Source organism: Mesorhizobium sp. C268A, from assembly GCF_040324475.1.
In the GTDB taxonomy this organism is placed as follows: domain Bacteria; phylum Pseudomonadota; class Alphaproteobacteria; order Rhizobiales; family Rhizobiaceae; genus Mesorhizobium.
This window is the reverse complement of sequence record NZ_JAMYVX010000001.1, coordinates 2,956,798-2,973,654: the sequence shown is the minus strand read 5'-3', so window position 1 is coordinate 2,973,654 and position 16,857 is coordinate 2,956,798. Positions and strand designations below refer to the sequence as shown.

Below are 16,857 nucleotides of genomic sequence, written 5' to 3'. Positions count from 1 at the left end.
ATATGGCAGTAAGAGATCCATTCGGCCTAATGTTTTCGGGCGCGACCGAGGCCGGGTTTTCACCCTACAGCCAGGCCGTTCATGAATTGCAATGCTTCGTCGGCGACCCGGTCGGCTCCGTTGACCGCGCCATATCGGCGGATCCCGGTTTCGTCATGGCGCATGTCTTCAAGGGGTATCTGTTCGGCCTCGCCACCGAACGCGAGGCAACGGCGGTCGCCCAGGCATGCCATGCTGCGGCACTGCCGCTTGCCGCGACGCCGCGCGAACAGGCGCATGTGGCGGCCCTTGGCCACCTTGCCGAGGGACGCTGGCATGACGCCGCGCGCCTGCTCGAAGATATCGCCATCGACAACCCGCTCGACGCGGTGGCGTTGCAGGTCGGCCACCAGATCGACTTCTTCACCGGCAATGCCCGCATGCTGCGCGACCGTATCGGCCGCGCGCTACCGTCCTGGCAGAGCGGCATGCCAGGTTATCACGCCATTCTCGGTATGCAGGCCTTCGGTCTCGAGGAGATGGGCGACTATATCAGAGCCGAAAGTTTCGGCCGACAGGCGATCGAGATCGAGCCGCGAGACGGCTGGGCGCAGCACGCGGTCGCCCATGTCATGGAGATGCAGAGCCGGCAACGGGACGGCATCGCCTGGATGCGCGCCAATCCCGAGGCGTGGACCAAAGAGAGCTTCCTGCAGGTGCATAATTGGTGGCATCTGGCGCTGTTCCACTACGATCTCGGCGAGACCGACGAGGTGCTCAAACTCTATGACGGGCCGATCTATGGCGAGCGTTCGACGCTGGCGCTGAACATGGTCGATGCATCCGCGATCCTGTGGCGGCTTTATCTCGGCGGTGTCGATGTCGGCGACCGCTGGGCAGCGCTCGCCGCCAACTGGGCGCCAAAGGCTGGAGCCGGCAATTACGCCTTCAACGATGCGCATGCGATGATGGCATTCGTCGGCGCCGGGCTCGAAGCGTCGGCCAAGATCTTGCTCGAAGCCCAGCACGAGGCGATGCGCGGCAGCGACGACAATGCCGCCTTTACCCGGGATGTCGGCCAGCCACTGACGGAAGGCATCAAGGCATTCGGCGAGGGCAATTACAGCGAAGCGGTGCGCCTGATCCGACCGATCCGCGCCATTGCCCATCGCTTTGGCGGCAGCCACGCCCAGCGCGATGTGATTGATCTCACGCTGATCGAGGCGGCGTTGCGCGCCGGCGACACGGCGCTTGCCTGGGCGTTGACCGCCGAGCGCGCACTGGTCCGGCCGGACAGTCCGCTGTCGGCGCTGTTTTCGCAACGCGCCGCCAATTTGTCAGAGAATTGACCCGCGGCGGATCTTGTTTTAAAAACTGGCAAGCCAGATTTTTTCGAGACCCGAAAAAATTAATGGCAATGGGAGGAATGCATGTATCTCGGCCTCGATCTCGGCACGTCGGGCGTCAAGGCGCTGTTGATCGGTGCCGGGCAGAAGATCATCGGCTCCGGCCATGCTTCGCTTGACGTATCGCGGCCGCATCCCGGCTGGTCCGAACAAAACCCCGCCGACTGGATCCGCGCCTGCGAGACGGCCATCGCCGAGCTGAAAACCTCGCACCCGAAAGAGCTTGCCGCGGTCAAGGGCATCGGCCTTTCCGGCCATATGCACGGCGCCACCTTGCTCGATGCCGGCGACCAGGTGCTGCGCCCCTGCATCCTGTGGAACGATACGCGCAGCCACGCTGAGGCCGCGGCGCTCGATGCAGACCCGCGCTTTCGCCGACTCACCGGCAACATCGTCTTCCCCGGCTTCACGGGGCCGAAACTCGCCTGGGTGAAGAACAATGAGCCTGCCGTCTTCGCCAAAGTGGCGAAGGTGCTTTTGCCGAAGGATTACCTGCGGCTCTGGCTGACCGGCGAGCATATCTCAGAAATGTCGGACTCCGCCGGCACCTCCTGGCTAGATGTCGGCAAGCGGCGCTGGTCCCCCGAATTGCTTGCGGCGACATCGCTCGACGAAAGGCAGATGCCGTCGCTGGTCGAAGGCACGGAGAAGGCCGGAGCCTTGCGCGCCGAACTGGCCGCCAACTGGGGCATAGCATCAGGCGTCCCGGTGGCCGGTGGCGCGGGCGACAATGCGGCTTCAGCCTGCGGCATGGGCACGGTCGGCGCCGGCCACGCTTTTGTGTCGCTGGGCACATCTGGCGTGCTGTTTGCTGCCAACGCTTCCTACCTGCCCAATCCGGCAAGCGCGGTGCACACCTTCTGCCATGCCCTGCCCAACACCTGGCACCAGATGGGGGTCATCCTGTCTGCGACCGATTCGCTGAACTGGCTGTCGGAGATTTCAGGCAAGAAGGCCGGCGAATTGACCGCCGAACTTGGCGATGTGCTGAAAGCGCCGAGCGGGGTGTCGTTCCTGCCCTATCTCTCGGGCGAGCGCACGCCGCACAATGATTCCGCCATTCGTGGGTCCTTCACCGGACTGGCGCATGAGTCGAGCCGCGCGGTGCTGACGCAGGCCGTGCTTGAAGGCGTCGCCTTCGCATTCCGCGACAGTCTCGAAGCCTTGAAGACCGCCGGCACGGATTTGACGCGGGTGACGGCAATCGGCGGCGGCTCGCGCTCGCGCTACTGGCTGAAGGCGATCGCTACGGCGCTGCAGGTGCCCGTGGACATTCCGGCCGACGGCGATTTCGGTGCTGCCTTTGGCGCGGCGAGGCTTGGTCTGATCGCGGCGACAGGGGCTGATCCGCTGGCGGTGTGCACGGCGCCGAGGACGGATGCGACGATCGAGCCGGATGCTGCGCTTGGCGGGGCGTATGCCGATGCGTACCAGCGCTACCGGGCGCTATACCCGGCGATCAAAGGCATGACCGCGTGAGTCGGCGCGAGGCACCCCCCTCTGCCCTGCCGGGCATCTCCCCCGCAAGGGGGGAGATCGGCAGCGTCGGCGGGTATGCCAGTCTTGTAAGGTGGGTGATTAGCGAAGGCGTGGATGCCAGCCAATCTCCCCCCTTGCGGGGGAGATGCCCGGCAGGGCAGAGGGGGGTGTCTCGCGCCACCCTTAATCGATCACTGCGCCGGCACCTTGTCCAGAAACCCGGTGACGCTCTTCAGGCGCCCATTTTCGATAACACCGATATCGGTGCCTTCGATAACCGACGGCACGCCTTCCGGCCCAAGATTCCACGAGAAGCGGATGCGGTCGCCAAACCCGTCCGGCGTACCCTTCAGCGAGAACCGGAAGCCGGCGAAGCGCTGCTGTACGCCGTCGATCAGCCCAGCAACGCCGGCGTGGCCGTCGCCCTGCATGAGCGGATCGCGGTAGCTGACGTCTTCGGTGAAGGTGGCCTTGAGCAGTTCGGCACGGCGATCCGCATCGGCCTCGTTCCAGGCGGTGATGTAGTTCTGGGCGATCGTATTGAGGTCGGTCATGGTCTGTCTCCTTCGTTGAGTGGCTTTGACACGAGGCTTTTCACCCCAAGCGAGAGCGAAACCAATTACGCCTGAGGTAATCAGGGTGAACTATTCGAGAGAGGACGGAAATCATGAGCAGCGGATTTTTCGGCGACATCAAAGCGATCAAGTATGAGGGGCCGGATTCCACCAATCCGCTGGCCTACCGCTTCTACAATCCCGACGAGGTGGTGGCCGGCAAACGGCTGGAAGACCATCTGCGCTTCGCCGTCGCCTACTGGCATTCTTTCGCCTGGCCGGGCGGCGATCCCTTTGGCGGCCAGACCTTCGACCGGCCCTGGTTTCCCAAGGCTGGCGGCGTCGACACGATGGAACTGGCCAAGCTGAAAGCCGACGTCGCCTTCGAGATGTTCTCGCTGCTCGGCGCGCCCTATTTCTGCTTCCACGACGCCGACGTGCGGCCGGAAGGCAAGGATTTCTCCGAAAGTGCCGCGCGGCTCGACGAGATCGCCGACTATTTTGCCGCCAAGATGAAGAAGACCGGCGTCAAACTGCTCTGGGGCACGGCCAACCTGTTCTCCAACCGCCGCTTCATGTCGGGCGCCGCCACCAATCCCGATCCGGATGTCTTCGCCTATGCGGCGGCGACGGTGAAAAGCTGCATCGACGTCACGAAGCGGCTGAAGGGCGAGAATTATGTACTGTGGGGCGGGCGCGAGGGCTATGAAACGCTGCTCAACACTGATCTTGCTCGCGAGCAGGAGCAGGCCGGGCGCTTCCTCAGTCTCGTCGTCGACTACAAGCACAAGATCGGCTTCAAAGGCACGATCCTGATCGAGCCGAAGCCGCAGGAGCCGACCAAGCATCAGTACGACTACGACGTTGCCACGGTCTACGGTTTCCTCAAGCGCTTCGGGCTGGAGAAGGAAGTGAAGCTGAACATCGAGCAGGGCCACGCGATTCTTGCCGGCCATTCCTTTGAGCACGAGCTGGCGCTGGCCAATGCGCTCGGCGTCTTCGGCTCGATCGACATGAACCGCAACGACTACCAGTCGGGCTGGGACACCGACCAGTTCCCCAACAATGTGCCGGAGATGGCGCTGGCCTATTACCAGGTGTTGCAGGCCGGCGGCTTCAAGACCGGCGGCACCAATTTCGACGCCAAGCTGCGCCGCCAGTCGCTCGACCCGCAGGACCTGCTGATCGGCCATATCGGCGGCATGGATTCCTGCGCACGAGGTCTCAAGGCAGCCGCCAAGATGGTCGAGGACAAGGCGCTGTCGGGTCCGCTGGCCGAGCGCTATGCCGGTTGGAACACGGCCGAGGGCAAGGCGATGCTGTCGGGCAAGCGCTCGCTGGAAGACATCGCCGAGCGCGTGGTGAAGAAGAAGATCGAGCCGCAGCCACGCTCCGGCCGCCAGGAGTTGCTGGAAAACATCGTCAACCGCTACGTCTGAGGGCGGAAAGCCGATTCGTTGTGCTCAAGGGTGGCTGGATAACATTCCGGCCGCCCCGGAATGGGGTTTGCGCAAGACCCTATCCGACGACAAGGGTTTGCCCTTTGGCGCCCCTCAATGACCTCGCTCTTGCCTTCAAACTGCCGTCACGTATCTCGTATAAGGATGCGGTTGTGGCGGGTGAAAAGGAAGGAGGCGAACCGATATGCAGCATGAACGCGAAATCGACGCCCTGCTCTCATCCGGCGAGACCGGATCGATCATCGACCGGCTGATGGCGCTGCCGCGGCCGACCGACAGCGTGAAAAACGAATGGGATCGTGCTGTCAGCAGCCGATTTGAAGTCCGTCTGGCGAGGCAGATGCGCTCGCAGATGGACGCCGGCAGCGATCGACAGAACGCAGCCTGATCTCCCTTTGTCCGTGCATGTCGTAATCCCAAAACCGCGACACACTTTTGGGCGACATGCATCAACCTCGGCGCAGCCTGACCGGGGCTTCGCCGAACGCTCTTGAAAACGCTCTGGAAAATGCCGCGGCGGACGAGAACCCCGTCCGCCCGGCAATATCCGCCATGGCGATCCGCGTGTCGACCACCAGCCGCCGCGCCGCGCCCAGCCGCAGCCTGAGATAATATGCGCCCGGCGTCTCGCCGATCGACTTGCGAAAAATGCTCTCCAATGTCCGCGCCGTCACCCCGGCGCGTTTTGCCACCGCGTCGATGGTCAGCGGCTGGTCGACATGCGATTCCATCAGCCGGATAGCCTGCGCCAGACGCGGGTCGTAGCCGTCGAGCCGGCCGAGCGAGACCAGCGGCTGCGCGTCGGTCGCGGCGCGCGCCTGGTCGTAGATGAAGACGCTGGCGACATCGAGCGCGACGGCCATGCCGAGCCGGGTGCGGATCAGATGCAGCATCAGGTCGAAGGTCGGCGACGCCCCGCCCGAGGTGAACACCGGTCCGTCGATGACGTAGCGGTCCGGACGCACGTCGACGCCGGGAAAGGCGGAGGAAAAATCCTCCATGTCTTCCCAATGGGTGGTGGCGCTGCGGCCTTCGAGGAGGCCGGCGCGCGCCACCAGCCATGTGCCGGCCTCGACGCCGCCGCAGGCGCGAGCCGCGCGGGCCGCTCGCCGTAATCCGGAAAGCAGAGCCGATGTCGCGTAATTCTGGGTGCCGAAGCCGGCGACGACGACAAGCACGTCGGTCGGCTCGGCCGCATCGAAGCGGCCCCTGACCGCCACCGGCAGGCCGCATGTGGTGACCGGCGCCTCGCCGGTGACCGAGACCAGTTTGAAATCGAACAGCGTCTCGCCTGAGATGCGGTTGGCGGCGCGCAGCGGGTCGACGGTCGACGCCACGCACATGATGGACGAGCCTGAAAACACCAGCAGCGTCACCTTGAGCGGCGATCGCTCAGCGCGAAAGATGGTCGGTTTTTCGCTTTTGATCACGAGAGCTTCGTAAATTGCAAAACAGTTTCCGGCAAGTCGGTCATTGTTAGGGTCTGTTTCTATGGGGAGGAGATGTCCATGCCGCTCGCGATGAACCGTGAGGTTTTCATTACCTGTGCCGTGACCGGGTCCGGCGGCTCGCAGGACCGCTCCCCGCATGTGCCACGCTCGCCCAAGCAGATCGCCGATTCGGCGATCGATGCGGCCAAGGCCGGTGCCGCCATCGTCCACTGCCATGTCCGCGACCCCGAGACCGGCAAGCCGCGCCGCGATGTCCATCTCTACCGCGAAGTGACGGACCGCATCCGCGCGGCAGAAGTCGATGTGATCCTGAACCTGACCGCCGGGATGGGCGGCGACATGGTGTTCGGCTCACCGGAAGCGCCGCTGCCGCTCAATGAAAAAGGCACCGACATGGGCGGCGCCACCAACCGCATGGAACATGTGCGCCAGTGCCTGCCGGAAATCTGCACGCTGGATTGCGGCACCATGAACTTCGCCGAGGCCGATTATGTCATGACCAACACGCCCGGCATGCTGCGCGCAATGGGCGGCATGATGACGGCGCTCGGCGTCAAGCCGGAGATCGAAGCCTTCGATACCGGCCACCTCTGGTTCGCCAAGCAGCTGGTCGAAGAAAAGGTCTTGAATCCCGACGCGCTGGTGCAGCTCTGCATGGGTGTGCCGTGGGGGGCGCCGGACGACCTCAACACCTTCATGGCCATGGTTAACAACGTGCCGTCGACCTGGAACTGGTCGGCCTTCGCCATCGGCCGCAACCAGATGGCCTATGCAGCCGCTGCAGTGCTCGCCGGCGGCAATGTCCGCGTCGGTCTCGAAGACAATCTCTGGCTCGACAAGGGCGTGCTGGCCACCAATGCGCAGCTGGTCGAGCGCGCCGCCAGCATCGTCACCAATCTCGGCGCCAGGATTTTGGGGCCGGAGGAAGTGCGCAGGAAGCTCAACCTGACCAAGCGGGCGCCGATCGCAGCGGCTGCTTAAGACGGGAGCGGATCATGGCTACCGTCAAATTCACTGCGATGAAGGATGGCGACAGGCAAGACTACGAGTTCCTGACCGCCCATGAGATCGACTATGCCGCCAGGACCGGCGAGCGGCTGCTCGACGCACTGGTGCAACTCGACGAAGGCCTGTCGGGCTACAAGATCACCAGGCTCGGCCATTCGCTGCAGGCGGCGACGCGGGCCTGGCGTGACGGCGCCGACACCGACTGGATCGCCTGCGCGCTGCTGCACGACATCGGCGACATCTACGCTCCCTACAATCACGACGAATACGCCGCTTCGATCCTGAAACCTTTCGTGCGCGAGCAATGCACCTGGGTGGTGGGAAAGCATGGCGACTTCCAGCGGCTCTATTACGCGCATCATCTCGGCGGCAACCGCCATGCTCGCGACCGCTTCGCCGGCCATGCCTATTTCGACGATTGCGACCAGTTTTGCGAACGCTGGGACCAGTCGAGCTTCGACCCGGACTACGACACGCTGCCGATCGCATTCTTCCGCCAGTTCGTGCTCGAAGTCTTCGCCCGCAAGGCCTACGACCCCTCCGTGATCCGCGTCGGCGAGCGCGTGCCTCTCATCGACCCCGAAACCGCCAAGACAAGAACCGGAGCCTGACCATGAGCATCATCAACAAGGCAGCCGCCATTGGCGGCGGTGTCATCGGCGCCGGTTGGGTGGCGCGGTTGCTGCTCAACGGCATCGATGTGTCGATCTTCGATCCGGACCCGGAAGCGTCGCGCAAGGTCTCGGAAGTGATGAAGGGCGCGCGCCGCGCCTACAAGCAGATGGTTCCCGGCGGCCTGCCCAGGGAAGGCAGACTGACCTTTGCCAAGACCATCGCCGAGGCGGTGGCGGACGCCGATTTCATCCAGGAGAGCGTGCCGGAGCGGCTCGACCTGAAACACCGCGTGCTGGCCGAGATCGATCTCTACGCGCCGGCCAACGCCATCGTCGGCTCGTCTACCTCCGGCATCAAGCCGACCGACATGCAGGTGGCGATGAAGAAGCATCCGGAGCGGCTGGTTGTCGGACATCCCTTCAACCCGGTCTACCTGCTGCCGCTGGTCGAGATCGTCGGCGGCGAGCAGACGTTCCCCGAAGCGATCGAGGTTGCCAAGGAAATCTATGCCTCGATCGGCATGAAGCCGGTGGTGATCCGCAAGGAGATCGAGGCCTTTGTCGGCGACCGCCTGCTCGAAGCGGCCTGGCGCGAGGCGCTGTGGCTGATCAAGGACGGCATCTGCACGGTCGAGGAACTCGACGACATCATGCGCTATGGCTTCGGCCTGCGCTGGGCGCAGATGGGCATGTTCCAGGTCTATCGCGTCGCCGGCGGCGAAGCCGGCATGCGCCACTTCATGGCGCAGTTCGGGCCGTGCCTGAAATGGCCGTGGACCAAGCTTATGGACGTGCCGGAGTTCAACGACGAGCTGGTCGATCTTATTGCCACCCAGTCGGACGACCAGGCGCACGGCCTGTCGATCCGCGAACTGGAAAAGATCCGCGACGACAATCTGGTCGCGATCATGGATGCTCTGTCGAAACAGAACAAAGGCAAGGGCTGGGGCGCCGGCGCCTTGCACAAGGACTATACCAGGCAATTGGCCAAGCTGGCGGCGAAGAAGCCGGCCGCATCCAGGGCCGCAGAGAAGGCGAAGGCATCCAAGCCGGTAAAGAAGGCGGAAAAACCGAAGAAAAAGAAGAAGGGCTGAAGACCATGGATTTCGGGCTGTCGGAGGAACAGAAGCTCATTGTCGAGACGACGCGCGCTTTCGTCGAGAATGAGCTTTACCCGCATGAACGCGAGGTCGAGCGCACCGGCGTGCTGCGCCGCGAGTTGATCGAGGAGATCAAGGTCAAGGCAATCGAAGCCGGGCTCTATGCGGCCAACATGCCGGCCGATGTCGGTGGCGCCGGCCTCGATACGGTGACTTGGCTGCTCTACGAGAAGGAACTCGGCCGCGCCAACTATGCGCTGCACTGGACCTGCGTCGCGCGCCCCTCCAACATCCTGCTCGCCGGCACGCCCGAGCAGCGCGAAAAGTACCTGTTCCCGTGCATCCGCGGCGAGAAGTGGGACTGCCTGGCGATGACCGAGCCCGGCGCCGGCTCCGACCTGCGAGGCATGAAGGCGACCGCGGTGCAGGACGGCCACGACTGGGTCCTTAACGGCACCAAGCATTTCATCTCCCATGCCGATCTTGCCGATTTCGCGATTTGTTTCATGGCTTCGGGCGAGGAAGAAACGCCGCGCGGCAAGCGCAAGAAGATCACCGCCTTCTTCGTCGACAAGGGCACCAAGGGGTTCACCGTGCGCGACGGCTACCGCAACGTCTCGCATCGCGGCTACACCAACGCCATCCTCGAATTCGACGATTGCCGCCTGCCGGCAAGCCAGGTGCTGGGTGAGGTCCACAAGGGCTTCGACGTCGCCAATTCCTGGCTCGGCGCCACGCGCCTGCAGGTCGGCGCCACCTGTCTCGGCCGCGCCGAGCGGGCGCTCGGTCATGCCATCGAATATTCCGCGCAGCGCCAGCAGTTCGGCCAGCAGATCGGCAAGTTCCAGGGCGTGTCGTTCAAACTCGCCGACATGGCGACCGAATTGAAGGCGGCGGACCTGATGGTGTTCGAAGCCGGCTGGAAGTACGATCAGGGCACCGTCACCGATCAGGACATGGCCATGGCGAAGCTGAAGGCTACCGAAATGCTCGCCTTCGTTGCCGACGAAGCCATCCAGATCCATGGTGGCATGGGGCTGATGGACGACCTGCCGTTGGAACGCATCTGGCGCGACGCCCGCGTCGAGCGCATCTGGGAAGGGACGTCGGAAATCCAGCGCCACATCATTTCGCGGGCGCTGCTGCGCCCGTTCGGGGCATAACCCATGCACAAGCTTGAGCGTCTGTTGCGCCCAAAATCCATCGCGGTGTTCGGCGGGGCCCAGGCCGCCGCCGTCGTCGCCCAATCGATCAAGATGGGCTTTGTCGGCGAAATCTGGCCGGTGCATCCGAACAAGGACGAGGTCGCCGGCCGCAAGGCCTATCGCTCGGTCGCCGAATTGCCCGGGGCGCCCGACGCCGCCTTTGTCGGCGTAAACCGGCATCTCACCATCGAGGTGATCAAGGCGCTGGCTGAGCGCGGCGCCGGCGGCGCCGTCTGTTTTGCCGCGGGCTTTCTTGAGACCGAGGCCTATGACGATGACGGCGAGCGGCTGCAGGCCGAACTGGTGGCTGCCGCGGGCCAGATGCCGATCATCGGGCCGAACTGCTACGGCCTGATCAACTATGCCGATGGCGCGCTGCTATGGCCCGACCAGCATGGCGGCATCAGGCTGCCCGAAGGCGCCAAGGGCGTCGCCATCATCACCCAGTCCTCCAACATCGCCATCAACATGACGATGCAGAAGCGCGGCCTGCCGATCGCCTTCCTGATGACCGCCGGCAACCAGGCGCAGACCGGCCTCTCCGAAATGGCGCTCGGCCTGATCGAGGACGAGCGCGTCACCTCGCTCGGCCTGCACATCGAAGCCTTCGATTCGGTAGCCGGCTTCGAGAAGCTGGCGGCGCGGGCGCGCGAACTGAAGAAGCCGATCATCGCCATGAAGGTCGGCCGGTCCGAACAGGCGCGGCAGGCGACGGTCTCGCACACGGCATCGCTGGCTGGCTCGGACGCTGCCTCGGGCGCTTTCCTGCGGCGGCTCGGCATTGCCCGCGTCGATTCCATCCCCGCCTTTATCGAGGCGCTGAAGCTTCTGCATGTCACAGGACCACTGCCCGGCTATCGACTGTCATCGATGAGCTGCTCGGGCGGCGAAGCCTCTGTCATGGCCGACAGCGCCGAAGGCCGCTGGGTCAATTTCCCGGAGCTCACCAGCAAGCACCGCGCCCATGTCAAATCGACGCTCGGGCCGCTGGTCGCGGTCGCCAACCCGTTGGACTATCACACCTTCATCTGGAACAATGAACCGGCGATGACCGCCACCTTCACCGCCATGGTGTCGGGCGGTTTCGACCTCAACATGCTGGTGCTCGATTTCCCGCGCCCCGACCGCTGCTCGGTCACCGACTGGTGGGCGACGCTGCGCGCCTTCGAATCGGCGCTGAAGACCAACAAGGCGCATGGTGCGATCGTCTCCTCGCTGCCGGAGAACCTGCCGGAGGAATATACCGCCGAACTGATGGCGCGCGGCATGGTGCCGTTGTTCGGCATTTCCGAGGCCATGGACGCCGCAGGCGCGGCAGCCTTCATCGGCTGGGCCTGGGCCGAGCCGCAGGCGCAGCCGATCGACACATCGGCTGCCGGTGCTGCCGGCGGCGATCATGTCACCCCTGACGAGGCCGAAGCCAAGGCGCGGCTGATCAAGGCCGGCTTGCCGGTGCCGAAGGCAGAACGTGCCGCTAACGCTGTCGAGGCCGTCATCTCATCCATGGCGCTCGGCTTCCCGGTGGCGCTGAAGGCGCTCGGCGTCACCCACAAATCCGAGGTCGGCGCTGTCAGGCTCAATCTCAAGGACGCCGAATCGGTCAGCACGGCCGCGCATGATCTGCTGCCGCTCGGCACCGGCCTCTATGTCGAACGCATGGTGCGCGACGGCGTTGCCGAGTTGATCGTCGGCTTCACCCGCGATCCGATGTTCGGCGCGGTCATGACACTGGGCACCGGCGGCGTGTTGGTCGAGCTGTTGCGCGACAGCGTTACGCTCATGCTGCCGGCGACGCGCGACGACATCGAGGCCGCCCTGCTTGGCCTCAAACTGTTTCCGCTGCTCGACGGCTATCGTGGCCGGCCCAAGGCCGATGTCGGGGCTGCCATCGACGCCATCGCCGGCATTGCCGGCTTCGTGCAGACGAATGCCGGAGAGATCGAGGAACTCGACATCAACCCGCTGATCGTCTGCGCCGAGGGCAAGGGCGCCTGGATTGCCGACGCGCTGCTGGTGCTGGGAGAGAAGAAGAATGTCTGACGTCATTTCAACTCGCCGCGAAGGCACCATCCTCGAGGTCACGCTCGACCGGCCCAAGGCCAACGCCATCGACCTGAAAACGTCGCGGCTGATGGGCGAGACCTTCAAGGCGTTCCGCGACGATCCGGAACTGCGCGTCGCCATCGTCAAGACCGCCGGCGACAAGTTCTTCTGCGCCGGCTGGGATTTGAAGGCAGCCGCCGGTGGCGACGCGGTCGACGGCGACTATGGCGTCGGCGGTTTTGCCGGCCTGCAGGAGCTGCGCGACATGAACAAGCCGATCATTGCCTGCGTCAACGGCATGGCGGTGGGCGGCGGCTTCGAGCTAGCGCTGTCCTGCGACCTCATTTTCGCCTCCGACCATTCCTCCTTCGCCCTGCCCGAAATCCGCGCCGGCACGCTGGCTGATGCCGCGACGATCAAGCTGCCCAAGCGCATTCCGTACCATGTCGCCATGGACCTTCTGCTCACCGGCCGCTGGATGGATGTGGCGGAAGCGCATCGCTGGGGCCTGGTCAACGAAGTGCTGCCCAAGGACAAGCTCGAGGAGCGCGTCTGGGAGATCGCAAGGCTGCTCGCCAGCGGCCCGCCGCTGGTGTTCGCCGCGATCAAGGAGACGGCGCGGGTGGCGGAGGCGCTGACCTTCCAGGACGCGATGAACCGCGTGACGCGTCGGCAATTGGCGACGGTCGATGCGCTGTATGGCTCGGAGGACAATATGGAAGGGTTTCGTGCGTTCGCAGAAAAGCGCGACCCGGTGTGGAAGGGGAAGTAGCCTCTTTACCCTCCCCTCGATGGGGAGGGTCGGACCGAAGGTCCGGGGTGGGGTGATGCGCCACCACCCCCACCCGCCGCTTCGCGGCGACCTCCCCCATCAAGGGGGAGGTAAAGGAGCTGCATGACCGACTACAAAACCCTCATCGATGCCGAGACCTGGGCCTTCATCGAGCGGACCAATTCCTATTACCCGCCCGATACGATCGACTACACCATCGCCCAGCAGCGTGCGATTTATGACCGGATGTGCCGCGAGTTCTTTGCCGGCTATCCCAATGGTGTGACGGCGGAAACGACTTTCATTGCCAACCGATCACACGACATCCCGATCCGCATCTATCGCAGCGCTACCCCGAACACGGCGGCGATGGTGCTCTACATCCATGGCGGGGGTTTCATCCTCGGCGGCCTAGACAGCCATGACGATGTCTGCGCCGAGCTCTGCGCCCGCACCGGTTACGAGGTGGGTTCCATCGATTACCGGCTGGCGCCGGAGCATTTGCACCCGGCCGCTTTCGACGATGCTTTACGTGCCTTCGAATGGGCAGCCAAAACCTACGACCGCCCTATTCTGCTGTGCGGCGACAGCGCCGGCGGCAATCTCTGCGCGGCTGTTGCTCACGCAAGGCGTGGCCATGCCAAAAAGCCGATCGGCCAGGTGCTGATCTATCCGGGCCTCGGCGGCGACCGTTCGCAAGGCTCCTATTTGACGCATGCGGAAGCGCCGATGCTGACGGTGCGCGATCTCGACTTCTACAGGGATATCCGCACCGGCGGCGTCGATGGGACCGGCGACATCACTTTGTATCCAATGGCCGACGCAGATTTCATCGGCCTGCCACCGACAGTGCTGATCACCGCTGAGTGTGATCCACTGTCGTCGGACGGCGAGGCCTATCGCGACCGCGTCCTCGCTGCCGGCGGCCATGCCACCTGGTTCGAGGAGCCGGGACTGGTGCACGGCTATCTCCGGGCCAGGCACACGGTTGGCCGGGCCCGCGCCAGCTTCAACCGTATCGTCGAGGCGGTGTCGGTGCTGTGCAGAGGCGACTGGATCTGGTGAACGGCTCAGCCGCGGACAAAGGCGATCAGCGTCTCGGCCATGCGATCGGGGCGCACCTTGGTGGTGCCGGGCTCGAACTCGACCATGCGGTTGTAGAGAGCGGTGGCCGAGGCGTCGCGGGATCCGGAGGCGCGTGCGGGATCGAACGTATCGGGGCTAACCTCGGTGCAGTAGACCAAGGTCTTGGCTACGGATTGATGGACCGGCAACGCACATGGAAAAAGCGCCGCCAGCAAGAGAACGAAGTGCCTGCGTGTCATGATCCCCCCAGGGTTGGGAAGACGCTAGCAGAAGCCGGCACTGACGGTAAGTAAGCCGGCCGGTCTTTCGCGCGCCAAGACTGTTTTCCACCTTGAGTTGACACAAGGAATTAGCCGCGCCTCTGTGAAGTGGCGGACAGACCCGGCCGCCGTTTTGCATGAACCTTTCCGCTTCAGCCTGCGACTGACGACCAGGCGCCGCATGGTGCGGGCCGGAAAGGATGCCCCCATGACCAGGACCCCAGAGGCTCCACGGTCTCCGGGACCAACGCAAGCTCAGCGCGACCACCGCCTTCGGGATGGAGTCGATGCGCTGGGCTTTCGGCTGATTCCGTTGACCCTGCGCAGGAGCAGGCGTATCGTGAAGATGAGGAAAGCAGACAATTCGATCAGGGACGAACGTGCCGGAACGCCGCGCCTTGCCCTGTTTCGCGCGGCCGGACCGGATGTTCCTCCCGAAAACTTCGGGGGGAGTTTTATGTCCTGCGATCGCGGCGCGTCCATGTCGTCTCCAAGCGGCGGTTTGCGCCGTTCGCTCCATCTGGGCGGCGGTTTGCTTGCCCTGGCGCTGAGCGCCGCGCTCTGGTTGGGCACAGCCGCCCAAGCGCAGGAAACCCAGATCATCTATCCCGGCTCGATGGCGGTCACCGGATTTTCCGGCACCGTCATTCCCAATTTCGACTCTGCCGATTCCGAAAGGGGGGGGCTGCCGCCCGGCGTCGACCCGGTCGACGAAACCTTCATCGACACGACGCGCGCCACCTTGCGCGTCTTCGACGTTTCGGCGCTCGGCGGACCGGCTTCCGGCCAGCTCGTCTACACGCCGCCGCCTTTCGAGGTGACGGCCGAACAGATCGGCCAGGTATTCGCCATCACCTATGATGACGGTATGCGCGACGGCGTTCCCTCGGGCGTCCCCAATCTCTATGCCGGCGCGACCTCGCTGCACGGCATCCGTATCGTCACCCCGGACGACGATGCCGACGGTCGGCCCGAGCGACAGCGCCGCGGCACCGCAGGCGCCGTCTTCATGGACGGCCAGTTCGGCACCGAAAGCGGTGGCGGTCCGGGCACGATCTGGAAGATCGACGGCATCACCGGCGCGGTCTCCCAAATTCGCCGACATTGACACCAACAGCGGTTCCGGCATCGGCGACATCAGCTTCGACAGCAATCACCGCGAGTTCTTCGCCAGCGATCTCGACACCGGCCTCATCCACCGCCTCGACGCCAACGGCACGCTGATCGACACATTCGATCACGGCGTTGCCGGGCGGCCGGCGCATGGGCTGGCTCCCGTCGCCGATGACGGTGCGGTGATGGACATACAGGGTGCTGCCTTCGACTCGGAAGACCCCGACACATGGGGCTACACGCAGGACGAACGCCGCGTCTGGTCCGTCGCCTATCATGGCGGCCGGCTCTATTATTCGGTCGGCGAAAAGGCCGAGATCTGGTCGGTTGGCATTGCCCGCGATGGCAGCTTTGCCGGTGATCCGCGCTGGGAGCTGACAGTCAAGGCCGACAAGGACTACGCCGTCACCGACATCGCCTTCGACAACCAGGGTTTCATGTATCTGGCGCAGCGCGGCCCGGTCGAGAATCGCTACGATTACAGCCAGTTCGCCGATTCCGGCAGGGGCGAGGTCATCCGCTACTGGCGCGAAAACCCGGTCGATCCGGCGACGGAATCGGTCTGGGTGGAAGAGCCGCAGGAATATGCGGTCGGCTTCCCGCAAGGCAACCGGCAGTCGGCCGGTGGGCTCGACCTGCAATATGGCTATGACGCCGACGGCAATCTCGACACCGGCGTGTGCACCGACACGCTGGTCAACACCGGCGACAAGCTGCGCGACAGCCCGACACTTGCCGACCAGCTCGCCGCCGGCGGGCCGCTTGGCGTGCACGGCGTGCAGATCACGCCGACGCCGTTGGTCAAGCCGGCCAACGTGCCGCCTTTCGGCTCGTGGTTCGTCGACTTCGACGGCTATTTCGAAGACCCGGAAGTGGAAGGCCATGTCGGCGACGTCGAGGTCTGGCACCCCTGCGAAGGCCGGGCCGGCTATTATGAAGAGATCCCCGGCGATTATCTGCCGCCGTTCTATCCGCCGGACCTCCCACCGCCCGGCGATCTGCCTCCGTGCATCGATGTCGAGGATGTTCAGTTCTACTGCACGCCTCGCGGCCTCCAGGCCGACCTCTATCTCCATGACCATGCCGGCTTTGGCGGCGATTCGATCAAGGTCCAGTCCATGACACCAGGCGTCGGGGTGACATCACCCCAGTCGCATGCTCCCGGTAAGCCTTACACGGTCGACATCACCGGCCATTCTCCGGGCGACAGAGTCGATGTTGGACTTTGCTTCTACAGGCAGTCCGACAAGGACAAGGGTGGCTACTACCCTTGCTGCAAGATGACTTTGCCGCTCAGAACCCCAGCCGTCAGCTGCGAACGTTGAGG

General features: G+C 64.3%; 14 protein-coding genes and 1 pseudogene. 12 read left to right on the top strand and 3 right to left on the bottom strand.

The features are described from left to right. The first annotated feature begins 2 nt into the window (after nt 1–2). Both NKL06_RS14285 and xylB read left to right on the top strand, forming a co-directional pair. Nucleotides 3–1,328 (top strand): tetratricopeptide repeat protein, encoded by a 1,326-nt coding sequence (locus NKL06_RS14285; protein WP_023694250.1) that lies wholly within the window; start codon nt 3–5, stop codon nt 1,326–1,328. An 81-nt stretch (nt 1,329–1,409) separates the two neighbouring features. Beyond that, on the top strand, nt 1,410–2,864 hold the full coding sequence (gene xylB, locus NKL06_RS14280) for a xylulokinase (protein WP_023694249.1): 1,455 nt from the start codon (nt 1,410–1,412) through the stop codon (nt 2,862–2,864). A gap of 191 nt (nt 2,865–3,055) precedes the next feature. Here xylB and NKL06_RS14275 read toward each other — a convergent pair whose 3' ends face one another. After that, nucleotides 3,056–3,418 carry a nuclear transport factor 2 family protein gene (locus tag NKL06_RS14275; protein WP_023689938.1) on the bottom strand — a complete coding sequence of 121 codons (363 nt, stop codon included), beginning with the start codon at nt 3,416–3,418 and terminating at the stop codon, nt 3,056–3,058. Between the two features lie 113 nt (nt 3,419–3,531). Between NKL06_RS14275 and xylA the strand changes: the two genes are divergently transcribed. After that, nucleotides 3,532–4,857: a xylose isomerase gene (xylA, locus tag NKL06_RS14270; protein ID WP_023684279.1), complete on the top strand. Its 1,326-nt coding sequence runs from the start codon at nt 3,532–3,534 to the stop codon at nt 4,855–4,857. Nucleotides 4,858–5,062: 205 nt separating this feature from the next. Beyond that, on the top strand, nt 5,063–5,266 hold the full coding sequence (locus NKL06_RS14265) for a hypothetical protein (protein WP_023668865.1): 204 nt from the start codon (nt 5,063–5,065) through the stop codon (nt 5,264–5,266). A gap of 61 nt (nt 5,267–5,327) precedes the next feature. On the opposite strand, the gene NKL06_RS14260 is transcribed toward NKL06_RS14265, so the two are convergent. Beyond that, a complete protein-coding gene (locus tag NKL06_RS14260; RefSeq protein ID WP_023668864.1) occupies nt 5,328–6,308 on the bottom strand; it encodes a GlxA family transcriptional regulator in 981 nt (326 codons plus the stop codon). A gap of 78 nt (nt 6,309–6,386) precedes the next feature. Between NKL06_RS14260 and bcoG the strand changes: the two genes are divergently transcribed. The 7 genes from bcoG to NKL06_RS14225 all read left to right on the top strand — a co-directional run bounded on the left by bcoG (nt 6,387) and on the right by NKL06_RS14225 (nt 14,136). Further along, nucleotides 6,387–7,310 (top strand): 3-dehydrocarnitine:acetyl-CoA trimethylamine transferase BcoG, encoded by a 924-nt coding sequence (bcoG, locus tag NKL06_RS14255; RefSeq protein WP_023668863.1) that lies wholly within the window; start codon nt 6,387–6,389, stop codon nt 7,308–7,310. A 14-nt stretch (nt 7,311–7,324) separates the two neighbouring features. Then, complete coding sequence (locus NKL06_RS14250; protein WP_023694248.1) at nt 7,325–7,948, top strand: HD domain-containing protein; 624 nt, start codon at nt 7,325–7,327, stop codon at nt 7,946–7,948. Nucleotides 7,949–7,950: 2 nt separating this feature from the next. Beyond that, nucleotides 7,951–9,045 carry a carnitine 3-dehydrogenase gene (locus NKL06_RS14245; protein ID WP_023694247.1) on the top strand — a complete coding sequence of 365 codons (1,095 nt, stop codon included), beginning with the start codon at nt 7,951–7,953 and terminating at the stop codon, nt 9,043–9,045. A 5-nt stretch (nt 9,046–9,050) separates the two neighbouring features. Continuing rightward, nucleotides 9,051–10,214 carry an acyl-CoA dehydrogenase family protein gene (locus NKL06_RS14240; RefSeq protein ID WP_023694246.1) on the top strand — a complete coding sequence of 388 codons (1,164 nt, stop codon included), beginning with the start codon at nt 9,051–9,053 and terminating at the stop codon, nt 10,212–10,214. A 3-nt stretch (nt 10,215–10,217) separates the two neighbouring features. Then, nucleotides 10,218–12,296: an acetate--CoA ligase family protein gene (locus NKL06_RS14235; protein WP_023694245.1), complete on the top strand. Its 2,079-nt coding sequence runs from the start codon at nt 10,218–10,220 to the stop codon at nt 12,294–12,296. Further along, nucleotides 12,289–13,071 (top strand): carnitinyl-CoA dehydratase, encoded by a 783-nt coding sequence (locus tag NKL06_RS14230; protein WP_023694244.1) that lies wholly within the window; start codon nt 12,289–12,291, stop codon nt 13,069–13,071. The genes NKL06_RS14235 and NKL06_RS14230 overlap by 8 nt, the downstream gene beginning before the upstream one ends. A 123-nt stretch (nt 13,072–13,194) precedes the next feature. Further along, nucleotides 13,195–14,136 carry an alpha/beta hydrolase gene (locus NKL06_RS14225; protein ID WP_023694243.1) on the top strand — a complete coding sequence of 314 codons (942 nt, stop codon included), beginning with the start codon at nt 13,195–13,197 and terminating at the stop codon, nt 14,134–14,136. Nucleotides 14,137–14,141: 5 nt separating this feature from the next. Here the strand turns inward: NKL06_RS14225 and NKL06_RS14220 are convergent, their stop codons facing one another. Next, the gene (locus NKL06_RS14220) at nt 14,142–14,396 is read right to left on the bottom strand and encodes a hypothetical protein (RefSeq protein ID WP_023694242.1); all 255 of its coding nucleotides are present in this window, start codon (nt 14,394–14,396) and stop codon (nt 14,142–14,144) included. 202 nt (nt 14,397–14,598) lie between these two features. Here NKL06_RS14220 and NKL06_RS14215 point away from each other — a divergent pair. Then, nucleotides 14,599–16,855: pseudogene (locus tag NKL06_RS14215) on the top strand (hypothetical protein). Nucleotides 16,856–16,857 lie beyond the last annotated feature (2 nt).